This is a genomic window from Wenzhouxiangella limi (assembly GCF_010499265.1).
GTDB lineage: Bacteria > Pseudomonadota > Gammaproteobacteria > Xanthomonadales > Wenzhouxiangellaceae > Wenzhouxiangella > Wenzhouxiangella limi.
In genome coordinates, this window is record NZ_JAAGSC010000044.1 from 300804 (window position 1) to 316709 (window position 15906).

Genomic DNA, 15906 nt, shown 5'->3' on the forward strand with positions numbered 1-15906 from the left:
ATGGGCGCGTTCGAATACCAGGCGCTGGCCGGCGACAAGTCCACCCGCGGCGTGCTCCAGGCCGACACCGCCCGGGCCGCGCGCTCGCAGCTGCGCGAGCGCGGCCTGATTCCACTGGAGGTGCGGGCGGTGCGCGCGGAGTCCGCCGCGCGCCTGCAGCTGGGCGGGCAGGGCCGCGAGCGCGTCCTCCTGCTGCGCCAGCTCGCGACCCTGCTGAAAGCCGGCCTGACCCTGGAAGAAGTCCTGAGCGTACTGATCGAGCAGAGCGAGGGCGGCCTGATCCGGCGCCAGCTTGGCGCCATTCGCGCCCGGGTGATGGAGGGTCAGAGCCTGTCGGTCGCGATGGCCGAACACCCGCGCCTGTTCCCGCCCGTGTTCACCGCCTCGATCGCGGCCGGCGAGCGCGCCGGCCAGCTCGAGGCGGTGCTGGCCCGGCTGGCCGATCACGCCGAGCAGCGCGAGGCCATGAACCGCGGCCTGGGCCTGGCGCTGATCTACCCGATCCTGTTGAGCGTGATCGCGATCGCGGTGGTGTGGGGGCTGATCGGCTTCGTCGTGCCGCGCGTGGTCGGGGTGTTCGAGCAGGCCGCACAGGAATTGCCCCTGCTGACCCGAAGCCTGCTGGGTCTGTCGGAAGCCATTGCCAGTTGGGGCTGGCTGGCGCTGATCGTGCTGCTGGCGCTGATCGTCGCTGCCGTGCTGCTGCTGCGGCGCCCCGGGCCGCGCCTGGTGATCGATCGCTGGCTGCTCCGGGTGCCGGTGCTTGGCCGCCTGATCCGGGCGCGCCAGACCGCCAGTTTCACCCGCACTCTGGCGATCCTGGTCTCGAGCGCCGTGCCGCTGGTCGAGGCGCTCAAGGTCTCGGCCGCGGTGGTCGGCAATCGTGTGGTCCAGGCCGACGTCGAACGCGCCGCCGCCCAGGTCCGCGAGGGTGTTTCCCTGTCGGCAGCCCTGCAGGACTCGGCGTGGCTGCCGCCGGTGGCCCGGCGCCTGATCAGCGGCGGCGAGCGCAGCGGTGAGCTCGCGCCCATGCTCGAGCACGCCGCGGCCATGCAGGAGCGCGAGCTCAACTCGGCCACCACCGTGCTGCTGGCGGTGCTGCAGCCGCTTTTGATCCTGCTGGTCGGGCTGATGGTGCTCTACATCGTTCTGGCCATCATGCTGCCCATACTGAGCATGAGTCAGCTGCTGGCGTGATTTCCTTCCAGAACGTCAGCAAGCGCTACCCCGGCGGCGTGCACGCGCTCAACGACATCAGCTTCGAACTGGGGCGCGGCGAAATGGCTTTTCTGACCGGGCGGTCGGGGGCCGGCAAGTCGACCCTGCTCAAGCTGATCGCGCTGCTCGAGCGCCCCAGCCGCGGCCAGGTGCTGTTCGAGGGTCGCAACGTGGGCAAGCTCGCCCGGCGCCAGATTCCCTATCTGCGCCGGCGTATCGGCGTGATTTTTCAGGATCACCGCATGCTCTCCGACAAGCGCGTGTTCGACAACGTTGCCTTGCCGCTGATGATTGCCGGGGTGTCGTTCGGCGATATCAAGCGCCGGGTGCGCGCGGCGCTCGACAAGGTCGGCCTGCTGGACAAGGAGAAGATGTATCCGCCGATGCTCTCCGGCGGCGAGCAGCAGCGCGTCGGCATCGCCCGGGCCATCATCGCCCGCCCGCCGGTGCTGCTGGCCGACGAGCCCACCGGCAACCTCGATCCGGCGCTGTCGGCCGAGCTCATGGACACGTTTTTGCAGCTCAACCAGTCCGGGGTCACGGTGCTGATCGCCAGCCACGACCTGGAGCTGATCAAGCGGCTCGGCCAGCGCGTGCTGGTCCTAGACGACGGCCGCATCGTCGACGACGTCGGCCGGCGCGGCGGGCCGGGGAGCGGCGATTCGGATGGCTAGGGCGCGGCGCACCCTGCGCGAGACCGGGACCACCGGCGTGCGCGCCTGGACCAGGCGACATGCCTTCAGCCTGCTGTCTTCGCTCGGCAGCCTGGCGCGCTATCCGCTGGCCTCGCTGATGACGGTGGCGGTGGTCGCTTTCGCTATCGCCATGCCGCTGGCGCTGCACCTTGCGCTGGACAATATCGAGCGTGCGGCCAAGCAGTGGGAGCGACTCGATACCTTGTCGGTATTTCTGGAGATCGGAATCGATCAGCCGGGGGTCGACCGACTCACCTCACGCCTGAGTACCTGGCCGGCCGTGCTGGCGGTCGATCCGATCAGCCCGCAGCAGGGCCTCGATGAACTGTCACGGCAGCTTGGCCTCGAGCCTGTCGACGACCTGCTGGCAGACAACCCGCTGCCCTGGGTGCTGGAGGTGACGCTGGCCGCAGGCACCGACCGCGCCGCGCTGATCCAGCGCCTGCAGGCCAATGAGCGCGTCGACAGCGTACTGGTCGATTTACGCTGGCTGGAGCGGCTGGACGCCATGACCGACGTGCTTGGGCAGCTGGCCTGGCTGCTGGCCGTGCTGCTGGCGGCCGGCGTGGCCGTGGTGATCGGCAATACCATTCGCCTGGACGTGCAGAACCGGCGCGAGGAAATCGAGGTCATGGCGCTGGTCGGGGCGACCGCCGCTTTCATCCGTCGGCCGTTTCTCTACTCCGGACTCTGGTACGGCCTGCTCGGGGGGCTGCTGGCCTGGGCGATGATTGCCGCCGGCCTGATGGCGCTGGCCGAGCCGGTCGCCCGCCTGGGCCAGACCTATGGCGAGCCGGTCCGCTTGCTGGGACCCGCGCCGGCTATCGTTGTCGCTGCGGTCGGCGGCAGCGCGCTGTTCGGCCTGCTGGGTGCCTGGCTGGCGGTCAGCCAGCATTTGCGACGGATTGATCCCTAAGCGCTACTCTCTTTACCTTCCGACACTTCATTTCCCAGGCTTTCATCATGGCGTATCGCTGCACCGTTTTCGCAATCGTGCTGCTGGTCCAGCTGGTCGCGGCCACGGCCCTGGCTCAGACTCCGGTCAGCGTTGCCCGTCCGGCGCTCTCAGGCAGCACCGAGACCCTGCGCCTGACCGGCAATCTGACCGCGCGGCGCACCGCCAGCCTGTCGCCGCAGGTGGCCGGACGGATCCAGCGCCTGGCGGTCGATGCCGGCGACGTGGTCGAAGCTGGCGCGGTCATCGCCGAACTCGACGATCGCCTGGCCGGCCTCGAGGTCCAGCGCGCGCAAGCGCTGCGCAGCGAAGCGGCGACGGCCCTGGCCGAGGCCCGGCGCCTGGCCGAAGAAGGCCAGCGCCTGACCAGCAGCCGCTTTCTGCCCGACACCGAAGTGCGCGCCCGCGAGGCGGCGGTGGCGGCGGCCGAAGCCACGCTGCAGCGCGCCGAGGCCGAGCTGGCGATCGAGCGCGAGCGCGCGTCGCGCCATGTCTTGACAGCCCCTTTTGGCGGCATCGTCAGCGCCCGGATGGCCCAGCCGGGCGAGTGGATCGAGCCCGGCAGCGCGGTGGTCGAGCTGGTCGAAGTCGAAAACCTGTGGCTGGACGTGCGCGTACCGCAAGGCTACTGGGCGGCGCTGGCGCGCGACCGGATCCGCGTGCGCGCCCGGGCCGATGCCGTCCCCGACCGACTGCTCGATACCGAGATCATCGCCCGCGTGCCGGTCAGCGATCCGGCCGCAAGAACCTTTCTGCTGCGCCTGCTGGTTCACGACGAAAGCGGCGATCTGACCCCCGGCATGTCGGCCCGGGTCGAGCTGGACCTGCTGACCGGCGAGCCGCGCACGCGCATCCCGCGCGACGCGCTGCTGCGCGACCCCGACGGCAGCACCCGGATCTGGCTATTGCCGAACGACAGCGATCAGGTGCGCCAGCAAAAGGTCAGCGTGCGCCGCATGCTGGGTGATCAGGCCGAGCTGGACGAGACCCTGGCCGATGATGTGCGCGTGGTGGTGCGCGGCAACGAGGGCCTGAGCGAGGGCGAGACCGTGCGCGTGGTCGAGGAGACGCGCTGATGTTCGAGGGCATCATCCGCCACGGCGTGATCGTCACCGTGGTCGTGCTGATCGTTGCCGTGCTCGGCGTGCTGGCCGCGCTGCGCATCCCGGTGCAGATGATTCCCGACCTGGAAGTGCGCGTGGTCCAGGTCGAGACCCGCTGGCCGGGGGCCACGCCGCAGGACGTGGAAAAAGAGATCCTGATCGAGCAGGAGCAGTACCTGCGCTCGATTCCGGGGCTTGAGCGGATGATCTCCTCGGCCAGCTACGGCCAGGCCAGCATCGACCTGGAGTTTCCGTTTGGCACCGATATCAACGAGGCCCTGATCCGGGTCAACAACGCCCTGAGCCAGGTGCCGTCGTATCCTGAAAACGTTGACGAGCCGCGCCTGGAGGCCAGCTCGTTTTCGCAGAACTCGTTCATGTTCTTCCGCGTGGTGCCGCTGGAGGGCAACCCGCGCGAGCTGGACATGCGCCTGATGTTCGATTTCCTCGACGACAACGTCCGGCCGCGCATGGAGCGCGTCGAGGGCGTCTCCCAGGCCAACATCCGCGGCGGCGCCGAGCGCCAGATCCGCATCCTCATCGACCCGTCGGCGCTGGCCGAGCGCGGCGTCACCCTGACCGAGGTGCGCGACGCGCTCAGGGTGCGCAACCGCGACGTCTCGGCCGGCGACATCGACCTGGGCAAGCGCCGCTACCTGCTGCGCACCATCGGGCGTTTCGACAGCCTCGATGAAATGGAAAACCTGATCGTGGCCCGACGCGGCGACAGCCTGGTCCAGCTCAAGGACGTGGCCGCGGTCGAGGAGGCCCACTACGAGCAGCGCGGACTGTCGTTTTCCAACGGCAGGCCGTCGCTGAGTATCGCCATCGACCGCACGCCGGGCTCCAACGTCATCGACATCAAGCGCGCGCTGCTGCCGGTGGTCGACGACATCAACGCGCGCGTACTCAACCCCGCCGGGATGGAAATGGCGCTGATCAGCGACGACGTGCGCTACGTCCAGGCCTCGGTGGCCAACGTCTGGCAAAACCTCATCCTCGGCGCGCTGCTGGCCACGCTGGTGATGTTTCTGTTTCTGCGCTCCTTCGGTGCCACCCTGGTCGGGGTGATCGGCATCCCGATCTGCACCATCGCCGCCTTTCTGGGCCTGCTGGCGGCGGGGCGGACGATCAACGTGATCTCGCTGGCCGGCGTGGCCTTCGCCGTCGGCATGACCCTGGACAACAGCATCGTCGTGCTCGAGGCGATCGAACGCCGGCGCCGCGAAGGAGTGGCGCGCGCCAGGGCCGCGCTGGAGGGCGTGCGCCAGGTCTGGCCGGCCGTGCTCGCCTCCACCCTGACCACGGTGCTGGTATTCGCGCCCATCCTGTTCATCCAGCAGGAGGCCGGGCAGCTGTATTCCGACATCGCGATCGCGATCTCGGCCTCGATCCTGGCCAGCATGCTGGTCGCCATCACCGTGGTGCCCACGCTGAGCGCGCGGCTGCGCTTCGGTTATGCCGGCCAGACGAGCAGCGCCAGCCCGGACAGCGGCCTGCGCGACCGGCTGCTGGGCATGGTCGGCTGGCTGATCGACAGCGCGCCGCGCCGCTGGGCCACCCTGGGCGGGGTGATCGTGCTGGTGCTGGGCATCATCTTCACCCTGACCCCGCCGGCCGAATACCTGCCCGAGGGCGAGGAGCCCAAGACCTTCGCGCGCATGTTCGCCCCGCCCGGCTACAACCTGGCAGAAATGCGCGCCATCGGCGAGCAGGTTGAGGCCTACCTGCTGCCCTACATCGGCGATGACCCCGAGCGCTTCGAGCGCGGCGAGGCGCCGGTGCCGGCGCTGGCCTACATGAGCATGTCGATCAGCCCGGACAACATCTGGCTTCTGGCCGAGACCGTGGACCCGCGCCAGATCGATGCGCTGATGGAAGTGCTGACCGACTACTACCGCGGCTTTCCCGGCATGCGCGCTTTCGCCAGCCGCGGCTCGATCATCTCCAGCAACGACGGCGGCACGCGCAGCGTCAACCTCGACATCACCGGGCGCGACCTGGCCGACATCTACCGCGTCGCGCAGCTGGCCTACGACCGCGCCGAGTCGCTGTTCGACAACCCGCGGCTGGGCTCGTCGCCGTCCTCGCTGTCGCTGGACCAGCCCCTGGTCGAAATCCGGCCCGACTGGTTCCGGGCCGCCGAAATGGGCTTGAGCGCGGCTGAGATCGGCTTTACCGTGGCCGCGCTGACCGACGGCGCCTTCGTCGACGAGTACTTCCGCGGCGACGACAAGATCGACGTCTTCCTGTTCAGCCAGGCCGGCAGCGAGCAGCGCCTGGACCGGATCGAGGACCTGCCGGTCTACGTGCCCGACACTGGCGTGGTGCCGCTGGGCAGCCTGGCCGAGATCGTCGAGACCGTCGACACCGACGCCATCCGGCGCCTGAACGGCCGCCGCACGGTGACGCTGAACATTATCCCGCCGCGCGCGGTGCCGCTGGAATCCGCGCTCGGCATCGTCGAGCGCGAGGTGGTCGACTGGCTGAGCCGCGAGGGCCACCTGGGCGACGACATCAGCCTGGATATCTCCGGGGCCAGCGACCAGCTGATGGAAACCCGTGCGGCTTTAAGCGGCAACTACGTGGTTGCCATCGTGCTGTGCCTGCTGGTCATGGTCGCCATCTTCCGCCACTGGGGCTGGCCGTTCGTGATCCTGACCGCCGTGCCGCTGGGCATTGCCGGCGGCATCGGTGGCCTGGCCCTGCTCAACTGGATCGGCGGGATGCTGCCGCTGCTGGGCCTGCAGGCGGTCAGCCAGCCGTTCGACATGATCACCATGCTCGGCTTTTTGATCCTGCTCGGCGTGGTCGTCAACAATCCCATCCTGCTGGTTGATCGCACCCTGGCCAACCTGAGACGCGGCATGACCGACGAGGTCGAGGCGGTCACCGAAGCCGTCGCCACCCGCATCCGCCCGATCATGATGTCGATGATCACCACCCTGTTCGGCCTGGCCCCGCTGGTGTTCCTGCCCGGCGAAGGCACCGAGCTCTACCGCGGTGTCGGCGTAATCGTGCTCACCGGCCTGCTGTTTGCCACCCTGGTCACGCTGACCTTCCTGCCGGCGCTACTGGTAACCGTGCTCAAGCTGGTGGGCGGCAATAGCCTGAGAAACGGTAGTGCATAATACTGCGAAATGGTAGCGTTTGTGTAGGTGAAATGGTATCGTAAGGTCTGTCAAGCAATCAAGCAGGCCCTCAAGCACTTTCCTGTCGAACCGAGACTGATCGTCCTTGAACACGCATTACCTCAAACGAATCGTCGACCGGGAGCTAGACGAGCTGTTGCCCCAGCTGCCCGCCATTTCGCTGGAGGGCCCCAAAGGCGTCGGCAAGACCGAAACGGCCAGGCGTCGCGCCAACACGATTAACGAACTCGACGATCCAGCACAGCGCGCGATCGCCGAGGCCGATCCTTTGCGGCTGCTTTCCGGCCAGCCACCGATTCTGATCGACGAGTGGCAGCGAGTGCCCGCCAGCTGGGACATCGTTCGCCGCGCCGTCGATGCCGCTTGCCCACCGTCAAGATTCTTGCTGACCAGCTCGGCCAGCCCCGCCACCGCGCCGTCCCATTCCGGCGCGGGTCGCATCGTCACCGTCCGGATGCGACCGCTGTCGCTTGCCGAGCGCAAGCTGACGCAGCCGACGGTCAGCATGGGTGAACTGTTGCTCGGCAAGAGGCCCGGCCTGGATGGGTCGTGCCAAACGGGACTGGAGGACTATGTCGCAGAGATCGTTCAGTCCGGTCTGCCCGGTCTTCGCGGCTACTCCGGCCGCGCCTTGCGCGCTCAGCTCGACGGTTACCTGCATCGCATCATCGAGCGAGATTTCAAGGAGCAGGGCCTGACCGTACGCCGACCAGAGACGCTCAGACGCTGGTTGATCGCCTACGCCGCTGCCACGGCCACCTCTGCCAGCTTCGAGGCCATTCGCGATGCTGCAACGAGCGGTGAGGGGGACAAGCCGGCAAAAACCACGACGCAGCCCTGGCATGATGCCCTGGCGAGGCTCTGGGTTCTCGATCCCGTCCCCGCGTGGCTGCCGACGCAGAACGAACTCAATCGCCTGGCCCAGGCCCCGAAACATCACCTGGCCGACCCGGCACTCGCCGTTCGCCTGCTGGGCCTGGATGCCGACGGACTGCTCGAGGGCAGCGAAACCGGGCCACGAGTGGCCCGTGGCGGATCACTGCTTGGAAGATTGTTCGAATCGCTGGTCACGCTCAGCCTGCGGGTCTATGCCCAGGCCAACGAGGCCCAGGTCCGACACCTGCGCCTGCACGGCGGCCAGCGCGAAATCGACTTGATCATCGAGCGCCCCGATCGTCGTGTGCTGGCGCTGGAAGTCAAGCTCAGCCGGACGGTAGGTGACGACGATGTCAGGCAACTGCTGTGGCTCAGGGACCAGATCGGAGACCAGTTGCTCGACGCGCTTGTGGTCCACACCGGCCCCCAGGCCTATCGGCGCCGGGACGGTATCGGCGTGGTTCCGGCCGCATTGCTCACGGCATGAATCGTCCGACTGGTCTGGGCGTCACGGTCTGCAGCCTGCTGCTGCAGGCCAATTGGATCGAAGGGCAGGGGAGGTAGAATCCTGGCTTCGGCTCCAGGCGCTCGCCAGAATTTCCGATCATGTTCATCCTCGACGAACCCTACGTATCGCCGCAGCTGCGGCGGGCGGCCACCCGGCTCGGTGCGCCCGTTCTCGACAACGCCTGTGCCCGGCGCGCGCTGCCCGGCGTGCAGCTCGTGGGCGACGACGACTTCGCCCGCCGTTACTTCGAGCAGGATCATCCGCGGCTCTACACCAACTCCGAGAACGCGCTCGGCTGGATCCGGGATCATCTGGCCGGAAGCGAGCTCCCGGCGCAGATCGAGGTGCTGAAGGACAAGGTCCGCTTCCGTGAACGCCTGGCCGATCTCGATCCGGCGTACCGTTTCGAGGAAGTCCGGCTGGACGCTCTCGACGCCGTCGACCCCACGAGCTTCGGCGGGCCCTTCGTCGCCAAGCCGGCGGTGGGTTTCTTCAGTCTCGGGGTGCAGATCGTGGAGGATCCCGGGGATTGGCCGGCCGCGGCCAAGCGTCTGCGTGCGGCGGCAGAGCGGTTTCGTGGCCTGTATCCCGACGCCGTGCTAGATCTAGATCGTTTCGTGCTCGAGCAGGTGATCGAGGGCGACGAGTTCGCGGTCGATGCCTATTACGACGACCAGGGCGCGGTTACGATCGTGAACGTGCTCGAACATCCTTTTGCGCACGGGGCCGATGTGAGTGATCGCGTGTACCGCGTGCGCCCGGCGGTGATCGAACGTACCCACGACGTGTTCGTGCAACACCTGAACGAGCTGGGGCGTCGCGCCGGCCTGCGCAAGGTGCCGATTCACGTGGAGTTTCGCATCGCCGAGGACGGCACGGTGCGCCCGATCGAGGCCAATCCGATGCGCTTCGGTGGCTGGTGCGCCGCCGACATCGCCTCGCACGGATGGGGCTTTTGTCCCTACACGGCGTTCCTGCAAGACAAGCGCCCCGACTGGCGTCGTCTGTGCGAAGAGCAATCGGGTTGGACCACCGCCCTGGTGGTGGCCGATCTGCCCGCCGACCTCGACCGCACGCGCGTGACCGCGATCGACTACGACGCCTTCACCGCGCGCTTCTCCCGTCCACTGGAGCTACGCCGCGTCGAGGATCCGCGCCACCCGGTCTTCGCCTTCCTCTTCGTGCGCGTGCGCGACGACGAGCTGGACCAGCTCGACGAGATTCTGCACGCTGACCTTACGAAGTACGTTCGGCTGGATTGATCGTTCGTGCTTGCGGGATAGGTGTTCGGGCTCTGCGTCCGAGTTTCGCAACCGAGCAAGCTGCAGGCGTAGTCAAAGCTACGGTGAGGAGTTGTGACCGAGCGAAACTTTGAAGACGCGGGGGCTGACGGCGCCGCAGTAGAAGGGATGGTGAATAAGGCGGGGTTAAGCGGATTCTACGCGTTCATTCCGTTTATCCTCGGCCTCCCGAATCAGGACGTCGGCAGGAATATCGAACTGCCGGTGCAAGCGCCGGATCATGGCGACCGAAAGACTGCGTTTTCCGTTAAGCACTTCATAGACCCTGTTGCTTCGACCGATCGCAGGCACGAGGTCGTCAACGGTCAGGCCCTGCTGCTCCATTCGAAACTTGATGGCCTCGACCGGGTCGGGATAATCCATCGGATAATGGCGAGCCTCGTAGGCTTGCACCAGTGTAACCAGCACATCAAGGCGATCACCTTCGGGCGTATCTGCTTTCGAGCCCATCAAGCCTTCGATCTCGCGCAGGGTCGCGCGGTAGTCGGCTTCGCTCTTGATCGGTTTGATATCCATGCCTATGTCCTCTCAAATCGTTTGGGCGTCTATGGCGTCGTATTGGGCGTGGGTTCCGATAAAACGGATATAGACCACCCGGTACGCGTAGTTGATCCAGACCACCAACCGATACTTGTTGCCGGCGATGTTGAAAACCACACGGCCGTCCTGCAGGATGCTTGCGCTGGAAAACTTCGCTTTCACGTCGGCAGGCGACGACCAGTCCGCGTTGCAGACCTCTCGGTACCAGGCCATCACCGCCTTTTCGGCATCCCGGTACTCGGGAGAATCCTCCCAGAACGCCTTGAGTGTCGATAACGCGATAACCCGCATTGATGGATTATAGTCCCAATTTGGGACCCATGCAATGGGTCGCAAGTTGTGACGCAAGCCTTTTCCACGATTTCGAAGTTGGGGTTAACTTGCCGAATCATGGTCGCTCAAGCGCAACTTCAGCTCTTCTGCGGCAGCGGCACACTCGCGAGCGCGTCCGCCTCGGATTGCATCGACCAGCACCAGTAACTCATATAGCGCCGGATCCGCGCGAGCGGCGCCGGGCGCCAGCTTGTAAAGCGGCGCAAAGGCCATGCCACGAACGCTGCCTTCGGGGTCAGGCCAGACCGGCGGGGGATCGCCCGAATCGGGGAAATGGGCGTCCAGCGGCGGCGCAGCGTGGGCGGTCGGCATGCCACGGGTCAACTCACCCCTTTCAGGAAAGAAAACGTATTTCAGCCCGTGCAGGATGAACTCCTGCAAAGCCGGACGGTTTGGCACGATGGATCCGTTACTGCGCACTGCCAGTCCAGCAGCGAGCGCGCGCTGGACCGCGGAATGCAACTGCGAGACGCTTATCCCCAGTTCCTCGGCGAGGCCGGCATAGGTCCACGACCGGTCGGACATCGCAATAAGCTTAAGCATGACCATCAGATCTTGGGGCTTGAGCTGCATGATTTTTCTATATTCTAGAATCTAGAAAAAAGAATGCCCTAGCCACGGGGCTGTGTCAAGCGGGGAGCAGGCGGGCTGGACCACCGCCCTCGTGGTGGCCGATCTGCCCGCCGATCTCGACCGCACGCGCGTGAGCGCGATCGACTACGCCGCCTTCACCGCGCGCTTCTCCGGTCCGCTGGAGCTGCGCCGCATCGAGGATCCGCGCCACCCGGTCTTCGCCTTCCTCTTCGTGCGCGTGCGCGACGACGAGCTCGACCAGCTCGACGAGATTCTGCACGCCGACCTCACGAAGTACGTCCGGCTGGATTGATCGTCGGTGCTTGCGACCGGTAGGGGCCAGGGGCGATCCAATACGGGATCAGATCACTTGCCCGTGTCCCAAGGTCAAGCCGCTTTCTCGCTGAGCGCCTGCAAACGACTGAAGGTATCCGGATACTTGCGGACCATGAGTATCAGCGCCGCTGCCTGAGGGTTTGGACGGGCGCGACCCTGTTCCCAGTTTTCAAGGGTGCGGGCGGAAATGCGCATACGCCGAGCGAAGACCGCTCGTGAAACACAGAGCTGCTCTCTGGTTTGTCGAATGGTTTCGGCATCGATTGACAGGGGTGGGAGTTCATCGACTTCGTGGGTTCGCAGCGTGGCTATGCCTTCGCGCTCCTGACGCATCGCATCGACGCCGGCCATCAACTCGTCGAATAGTTCGCGTTTTTTCTTCGTCATCATCGCCTCCGGAATTAAAGTTCAGCCTGAATGGCTTGCTTCAGTGCTTTTTTCTGATAGGCGGTGAGGTCCGTGGCCTCATCCTTGTCGTAGATGGTGAACATCCAAATCTGGTGATCTTCGTTCAAGTAGTAGTAAATCACGCGCAGACCGCCGCGCTTGCCTTTGCCCCTTCGTGGATCCATCCATCGTATTTTTCGGAACCCGCCGGTCCCTGGCATTAGTTCGCCGCCCTCTGGATTGGATGCCAGCGCCTGCTGCAGGTCAGAATACGTTATCTGCGTATATTTCAACAGATAGATACTCACCAGCGGCTCATTGGAAAGCGCGCCGGTCAGGGTCGGAAAACCTGTTCATTGTGCCAGCCGAGATAGCTGGTATCGGGTTTCTCGGCCGGGTCGTTCGGCTCGACCTTCAGCTTTTCGCCATGAAAGCGGTAGTAGTCCCGGCCATTTTCAAACTCCTCCCTGATCCGTCGGCTGACTTCAATCCGATGCTCAGCAGTCACCGTTAGATAGCCCGCGTCAAACAATCGATGTAGATCGGAGCGCAGTAACAGGCCGTTTTCGGTGCGATTGGGGCCGGATTCGGCATAGGGTTTGATGTGGGCGGCCTCAAGCGCCGGCAGAGTGCGTTCGCCGGAGATGGCGCATTTTCTTTGATAGGCGTCGGTCACCAGTGACCGGAAGGCGCCTTGGCCGAGGCGGCCGCGGATGATTCGCAGGGGTCGTTGTGGGTCATCGGAGGGGTTAAGCAGCTCGTCGGTTTCTGCTACGCCATGCATCCGCTCGCGCACGGCATCGAGCAGCTTGGCTCCTTCCAGCGAATCGCTTTCGTAGCCCTTGCCTCGAACGATATTCTTTGACCAGTCTGCTGGGGTGGGTATCCAGCGCTCTTTGGGAAAGAAAAACGGCTGGGCCAGAATGCAGCAGCCGATTTCGTCGGCTGGATGAATTTCGGGCCGCAGCGAGCGGAGGATATTCAGGAGCTGGGGCAGGCTTTCGACGCCGTTTTTCTGACCGAAGGCATCCCAGGCCAGCATCAGCGGCAGGCGAGTAAAGCGAACGAAAAAACCGCCGCCGACGATGAAATTGTTCGGGCTTTTAAGCTTAAAAAGGAACAGCCCGGCTTCGGGCAGGGCCTTGAACCCTGATCCACCCGGCATCCAGAAATTGACTTCGTCGGGCTTTTGCGCGGCCAGATAGTGAAACCATCTGGAATCCGTGACCCCGATATAGAGTTTTCCGGTCAAGTTGGTGCCCCCAGTGCGCCCTACCGGATTATGGCTTTTTTGGTCGACTTTCGCCAGTTGGGCTTCCAACCGATTGATATGCAGTGTATTTTGCCGCGCTGCCGCGAGCCTGGTCGGCAGGGTACTTGGCGGCGTTGAGCGCCATTTTTCGCGCCACCGCCGGCCCAATCTCTAAGCCCAAGCGATCGGCGAGGGCGGCCAGGTAGATCTGCACATCGGCGATTTCGTGGGCCACTTCTTCGAACTGCTCAGGCGAGAGTTCGGCGCTCTGCTCGCCCGTCAGCCACTGAAAGTGCTCCAACAGTTCGCCGACCTCGCCGGCCAGCGCCATGGCCAGGTTCTTGGGTGTATGGAATTGCGCCCAGTCGCGCTCGGCGACAAAGGCGCGGAATTCGGACTGAAAATTCTCCAGTTCAGGCCATTCGGGCATATCAGGCTCCGGCGCGGGTTTTGCGTCGATTGTTGATGCTTCTCAGCCTTGGTGCAAGCGCTTTGGTCTGTTCGGCGCACATGGCCCCGGGTATCCTGGTGCCATGGGTGCTACTGAGCAGGACGCGGGTGTACGCAAGCTGGCCTTCGACTGGCTGGAGCGGCAGACCATGCTGCATGGCGACGTTCTGCCGCGCGAGCTTTTGTCCCAGGGCTTTGAGTTTGAGGGGCGGCGGGTGCCTTTTCTGTCAGCCCAGGGCATATTCAAGCCGGCGGTGTGTCCCGAGATACCGCTGACGATCACGACGTCGCCGAATAGCCCCTACGACGACAGTTTCGCCGATGAGCACCGTTTGACATACCGCTATCGCGGCACGGATCCGCGCCATCGCGACAATGTGGGCCTGCGCGAAGCGATGCGGCGTCGCACGCCGCTGATTTACCTGTTTGGCTTGGTGCCGGGGCGGTATTTGCCGATCTGGCCGGTCTTCGTGGTCGGAGATGACCCGGGCCGGCTTTGTTTTACGGTGATGGCCGACGATCAGCAGAGTTTGGTCGATTCACTATCGGCGGGTGCTGAATCGGAAGTTGCGCGTGAGCCCGATGCGCCGCGCCGGCAATACATCACTGCTGCGGTCCAGGTTCGCCTGCACCAGCGCGGTTTCCGCGAGCGCGTCCTGAAGGCTTACCGGGAGCAGTGCGCGCTGTGCCGCCTGAAGCACCGCGAGCTGCTCGATGCCAGCCACATCATTCCCGATCACGACGTTCGGGGAGAGCCGCGTGTGTCCAACGGGCTGTCGCTGTGCAAGATCCACCACACCGCCTTCGATCGCCATTTCCTGGGGATCAATCCGGATGGTGTGATTCACATCCGGCGCGACTTGCTCGAAGAAACCGACGGGCCGATGCTGCAGCATGGATTGAAGGATATGCACCGACTGCGCTTAACCGTCCCCTCCAGACGGGAAGATCGGCCTGATCGAGAAGCCTTGGCTGAACGGTTCGAGCAGTTTCTGCAATTGCAGGGCTAACTACGCCCTCGCGCTACTTCGGGAAGGTCACGGTCAGCTTGCTGCCCGGTTGCAGGTTCTGCAGCAACGCCCTCTGGCTGCCGTGAAACTTCGCGTGCTTTGCTGGTTCCGTTAGCGGAGTACCGAAGCTGATGTATACGGAGCTTGTAAAATCGTGCGCCTATTTGCGGTAAGTTTCGCTTTGTGACTGGCGATGGCGACGCCTATTCAAAGGTTCTTGGTCGAACCGTATCCGGTTTCAGGAAAGGCTTGCCGCCCAGGTTGTCGTGATCGCCCAGGATATGCCCGTCGCTTTCTCTTGCCTGCCCATACATCGAATGCTTATGGAAGGCTTCCCGGGTCTGCTCCAGGGTTTCTTGCACATCACCCGTGTAGCGCGGGTCTTGCGGGCGTTCCTGGCTGCTCATGTAGTAGGCGATGTCCCAGGCTTCCTGGTCGTCAAGGCTCCTGGGCTGGCCCAGCGGCATGTTGTTCTTGATGAAACCGGCGGCGGTGAAAATGCGCACCAGGCCGGCTCCCCAGTTGTTGGACATATCGCCCCAGGTGGCGGGGAAAACCGTCTGATCGTCAATCCGCAGCCCGTCGCCGCTGGCGCCGTGGCAAATAGAGCATTTCTCCACGAACGCGGCTTTGCCGCGGGCGTAGCTCAGATTTTCCGGTCGATCCGGTGGCGGGAATCCGCGACCGTAAATGGGCTGTTGCGGATACATGGTCACCCCTCTGGCAAGCCAGTGATGATAAGCCGACAAAGCCACCATGTTGTCGCTGCCGTACTCGGGGGGCTTGCCGTTCATGGAGTAGGTGAAACAGCCGGCAATGCGTTCTTCAAGGTTGTTGACGTGGGCGTTCTTGCCCCGGAAGTCGGGCAAGGTCACCGCCGCGGCCCAGATTGGGGCACTGAAGGGCATGCGACCATCCCCGAGGTGGCAGCTCGAGCAGTTCATGTTGTTGAACACGTGCTCGTCGCGCAGCTGCTGGGTGTTGGTGAACAGGTCGTGGCCTCTTCGGATGACGCGCTTGAGCTCCGGATGCAGATCGGCGTCTTCAAGATCGTCCAGCGTCGGTGGAATGTGCACCAGCTCGTTTTCTTTCGGGGCCGGGAAGCCGAGTGCGGCCAGGGTATCGAGGTACTGCTGGGTGGTGTTGTCTTGTGCTGTGGCGTGGATGGAAAACAGCAGAGCGCCGGACACTACAGCGCAAGTGAATTTGCGAATCAT

The 15906-nt window shown here is 64.6% G+C and carries 17 protein-coding genes; 9 read left to right on the forward strand and 8 right to left on the reverse strand.

The window, feature by feature from the left end; genetic code table 11:
• From gspF to G3I74_RS14965, 7 genes are all read left to right on the forward strand, one after another.
• A complete protein-coding gene (gene gspF, locus G3I74_RS14935) occupies positions 1-1197 on the forward strand; it encodes a type II secretion system inner membrane protein GspF (RefSeq protein WP_164212397.1) in 1197 nt (398 codons plus the stop codon).
• Positions 1194-1892: a cell division ATP-binding protein FtsE gene (ftsE, locus tag G3I74_RS14940; RefSeq protein WP_164212398.1), complete on the forward strand. Its 699-nt coding sequence runs from the start codon at positions 1194-1196 to the stop codon at positions 1890-1892. Before gspF ends, ftsE begins: the two co-directional genes overlap by 4 nt.
• Complete coding sequence (gene ftsX / locus G3I74_RS14945) at positions 1885-2829, forward strand: permease-like cell division protein FtsX (protein WP_164212399.1); 945 nt, start codon at positions 1885-1887, stop codon at positions 2827-2829. Before ftsE ends, ftsX begins: the two co-directional genes overlap by 8 nt.
• Positions 2830-2876: 47 nt before the next feature.
• Positions 2877-3944, forward strand: a complete 1068-nt coding sequence (locus G3I74_RS14950) for an efflux RND transporter periplasmic adaptor subunit (protein WP_164212400.1) — start codon at positions 2877-2879, stop codon at positions 3942-3944.
• Positions 3944-7102: an efflux RND transporter permease subunit gene (locus G3I74_RS14955; RefSeq protein WP_164212401.1), complete on the forward strand. Its 3159-nt coding sequence runs from the start codon at positions 3944-3946 to the stop codon at positions 7100-7102. Before G3I74_RS14950 ends, G3I74_RS14955 begins: the two co-directional genes overlap by 1 nt.
• Before the next feature lie 106 nt (positions 7103-7208).
• Entirely contained in the window at positions 7209-8486 is a 1278-nt protein-coding gene (locus G3I74_RS14960; RefSeq protein WP_164212402.1) for an ATP-binding protein, read from the forward strand.
• Positions 8487-8605: 119 nt separating this feature from the next.
• Positions 8606-9769: an ATP-grasp domain-containing protein gene (locus G3I74_RS14965; protein WP_164212403.1), complete on the forward strand. Its 1164-nt coding sequence runs from the start codon at positions 8606-8608 to the stop codon at positions 9767-9769.
• Positions 9770-9934: 165 nt separating this feature from the next.
• On the opposite strand, the gene G3I74_RS14970 is transcribed toward G3I74_RS14965, so the two are convergent.
• The 3 genes from G3I74_RS14970 to G3I74_RS14980 all read right to left on the reverse strand — a co-directional run bounded on the left by G3I74_RS14970 (position 9935) and on the right by G3I74_RS14980 (position 11224).
• The gene (locus tag G3I74_RS14970) at positions 9935-10324 is read right to left on the reverse strand and encodes a helix-turn-helix domain-containing protein (RefSeq protein ID WP_164212404.1); all 390 of its coding nucleotides are present in this window, start codon (positions 10322-10324) and stop codon (positions 9935-9937) included.
• Positions 10325-10336: 12 nt separating this feature from the next.
• Entirely contained in the window at positions 10337-10639 is a 303-nt protein-coding gene (locus G3I74_RS14975) for a type II toxin-antitoxin system HigB family toxin (RefSeq protein ID WP_164212405.1), read from the reverse strand.
• Positions 10640-10723: 84 nt separating this feature from the next.
• Positions 10724-11224, reverse strand: coding sequence for a hypothetical protein (locus tag G3I74_RS14980; RefSeq protein WP_203594793.1), 501 nt, complete (start codon positions 11222-11224; stop codon positions 10724-10726).
• Positions 11225-11345: 121 nt separating this feature from the next.
• On the opposite strand from G3I74_RS14980, the gene G3I74_RS14985 reads away from it, so the two are divergent.
• A complete protein-coding gene (locus G3I74_RS14985; protein WP_164212407.1) occupies positions 11346-11567 on the forward strand; it encodes a hypothetical protein in 222 nt (73 codons plus the stop codon).
• Positions 11568-11641: 74 nt separating this feature from the next.
• On the opposite strand, the gene G3I74_RS14990 is transcribed toward G3I74_RS14985, so the two are convergent.
• The 4 genes from G3I74_RS14990 to G3I74_RS15005 are packed head-to-tail and all read right to left on the reverse strand — an operon-like array spanning position 11642 to position 13659.
• Positions 11642-11977, reverse strand: a complete 336-nt coding sequence (locus G3I74_RS14990) for a helix-turn-helix domain-containing protein (RefSeq protein ID WP_164212408.1) — start codon at positions 11975-11977, stop codon at positions 11642-11644.
• A gap of 14 nt (positions 11978-11991) precedes the next feature.
• Complete coding sequence (locus tag G3I74_RS14995; RefSeq protein ID WP_338063122.1) at positions 11992-12285, reverse strand: hypothetical protein; 294 nt, start codon at positions 12283-12285, stop codon at positions 11992-11994.
• Positions 12286-12311: 26 nt separating this feature from the next.
• Positions 12312-13298, reverse strand: coding sequence for an HNH endonuclease (locus tag G3I74_RS15000; RefSeq protein ID WP_239056933.1), 987 nt, complete (start codon positions 13296-13298; stop codon positions 12312-12314).
• A complete protein-coding gene (locus tag G3I74_RS15005; RefSeq protein ID WP_164212409.1) occupies positions 13258-13659 on the reverse strand; it encodes a nucleotide pyrophosphohydrolase in 402 nt (133 codons plus the stop codon). The genes G3I74_RS15000 and G3I74_RS15005 overlap by 41 nt, the downstream gene beginning before the upstream one ends.
• Positions 13660-13762: 103 nt before the next feature.
• Between G3I74_RS15005 and G3I74_RS15010 the strand changes: the two genes are divergently transcribed.
• The gene (locus G3I74_RS15010) at positions 13763-14689 is read left to right on the forward strand and encodes an HNH endonuclease (protein ID WP_203594794.1); all 927 of its coding nucleotides are present in this window, start codon (positions 13763-13765) and stop codon (positions 14687-14689) included.
• Positions 14690-14892: 203 nt separating this feature from the next.
• Here the strand turns inward: G3I74_RS15010 and G3I74_RS15015 are convergent, their stop codons facing one another.
• Positions 14893-15906 carry a c-type cytochrome gene (locus tag G3I74_RS15015; RefSeq protein ID WP_164212410.1) on the reverse strand — a complete coding sequence of 338 codons (1014 nt, stop codon included), beginning with the start codon at positions 15904-15906 and terminating at the stop codon, positions 14893-14895.

Excerpts from the sequence above, each read along its gene's own strand:
- G3I74_RS15005 (WP_164212409.1), bottom strand. The coding sequence starts at position 13,659 with ATGCCCGAATGGCCTGAACTGGAGAATTTTCAGTCCGAATTCCGCGCC.
- G3I74_RS15015 (WP_164212410.1), bottom strand. The coding sequence starts at position 15,906 with ATGATTCGCAAATTCACTTGCGCTGTAGTGTCCGGCGCTCTGCTGTTT.
- G3I74_RS14965 (WP_164212403.1), top strand. The coding sequence starts at position 8,606 with ATGTTCATCCTCGACGAACCCTACGTATCGCCGCAGCTGCGGCGGGCG.
- gspF (WP_164212397.1), top strand. The coding sequence starts at position 1 with ATGGGCGCGTTCGAATACCAGGCGCTGGCCGGCGACAAGTCCACCCGC.
- G3I74_RS14970 (WP_164212404.1), bottom strand. The coding sequence starts at position 10,324 with ATGGATATCAAACCGATCAAGAGCGAAGCCGACTACCGCGCGACCCTG.
- G3I74_RS14950 (WP_164212400.1), top strand. The coding sequence starts at position 2,877 with ATGGCGTATCGCTGCACCGTTTTCGCAATCGTGCTGCTGGTCCAGCTG.
- G3I74_RS14990 (WP_164212408.1), bottom strand. The coding sequence starts at position 11,977 with ATGACGAAGAAAAAACGCGAACTATTCGACGAGTTGATGGCCGGCGTC.
- ftsX (WP_164212399.1), top strand. The coding sequence starts at position 1,885 with ATGGCTAGGGCGCGGCGCACCCTGCGCGAGACCGGGACCACCGGCGTG.
- G3I74_RS15010 (WP_203594794.1), top strand. The coding sequence starts at position 13,763 with ATGGGTGCTACTGAGCAGGACGCGGGTGTACGCAAGCTGGCCTTCGAC.
- G3I74_RS14955 (WP_164212401.1), top strand. The coding sequence starts at position 3,944 with ATGTTCGAGGGCATCATCCGCCACGGCGTGATCGTCACCGTGGTCGTG.
- G3I74_RS14975 (WP_164212405.1), bottom strand. The coding sequence starts at position 10,639 with ATGCGGGTTATCGCGTTATCGACACTCAAGGCGTTCTGGGAGGATTCT.
- G3I74_RS14980 (WP_203594793.1), bottom strand. The coding sequence starts at position 11,224 with ATGCTTAAGCTTATTGCGATGTCCGACCGGTCGTGGACCTATGCCGGC.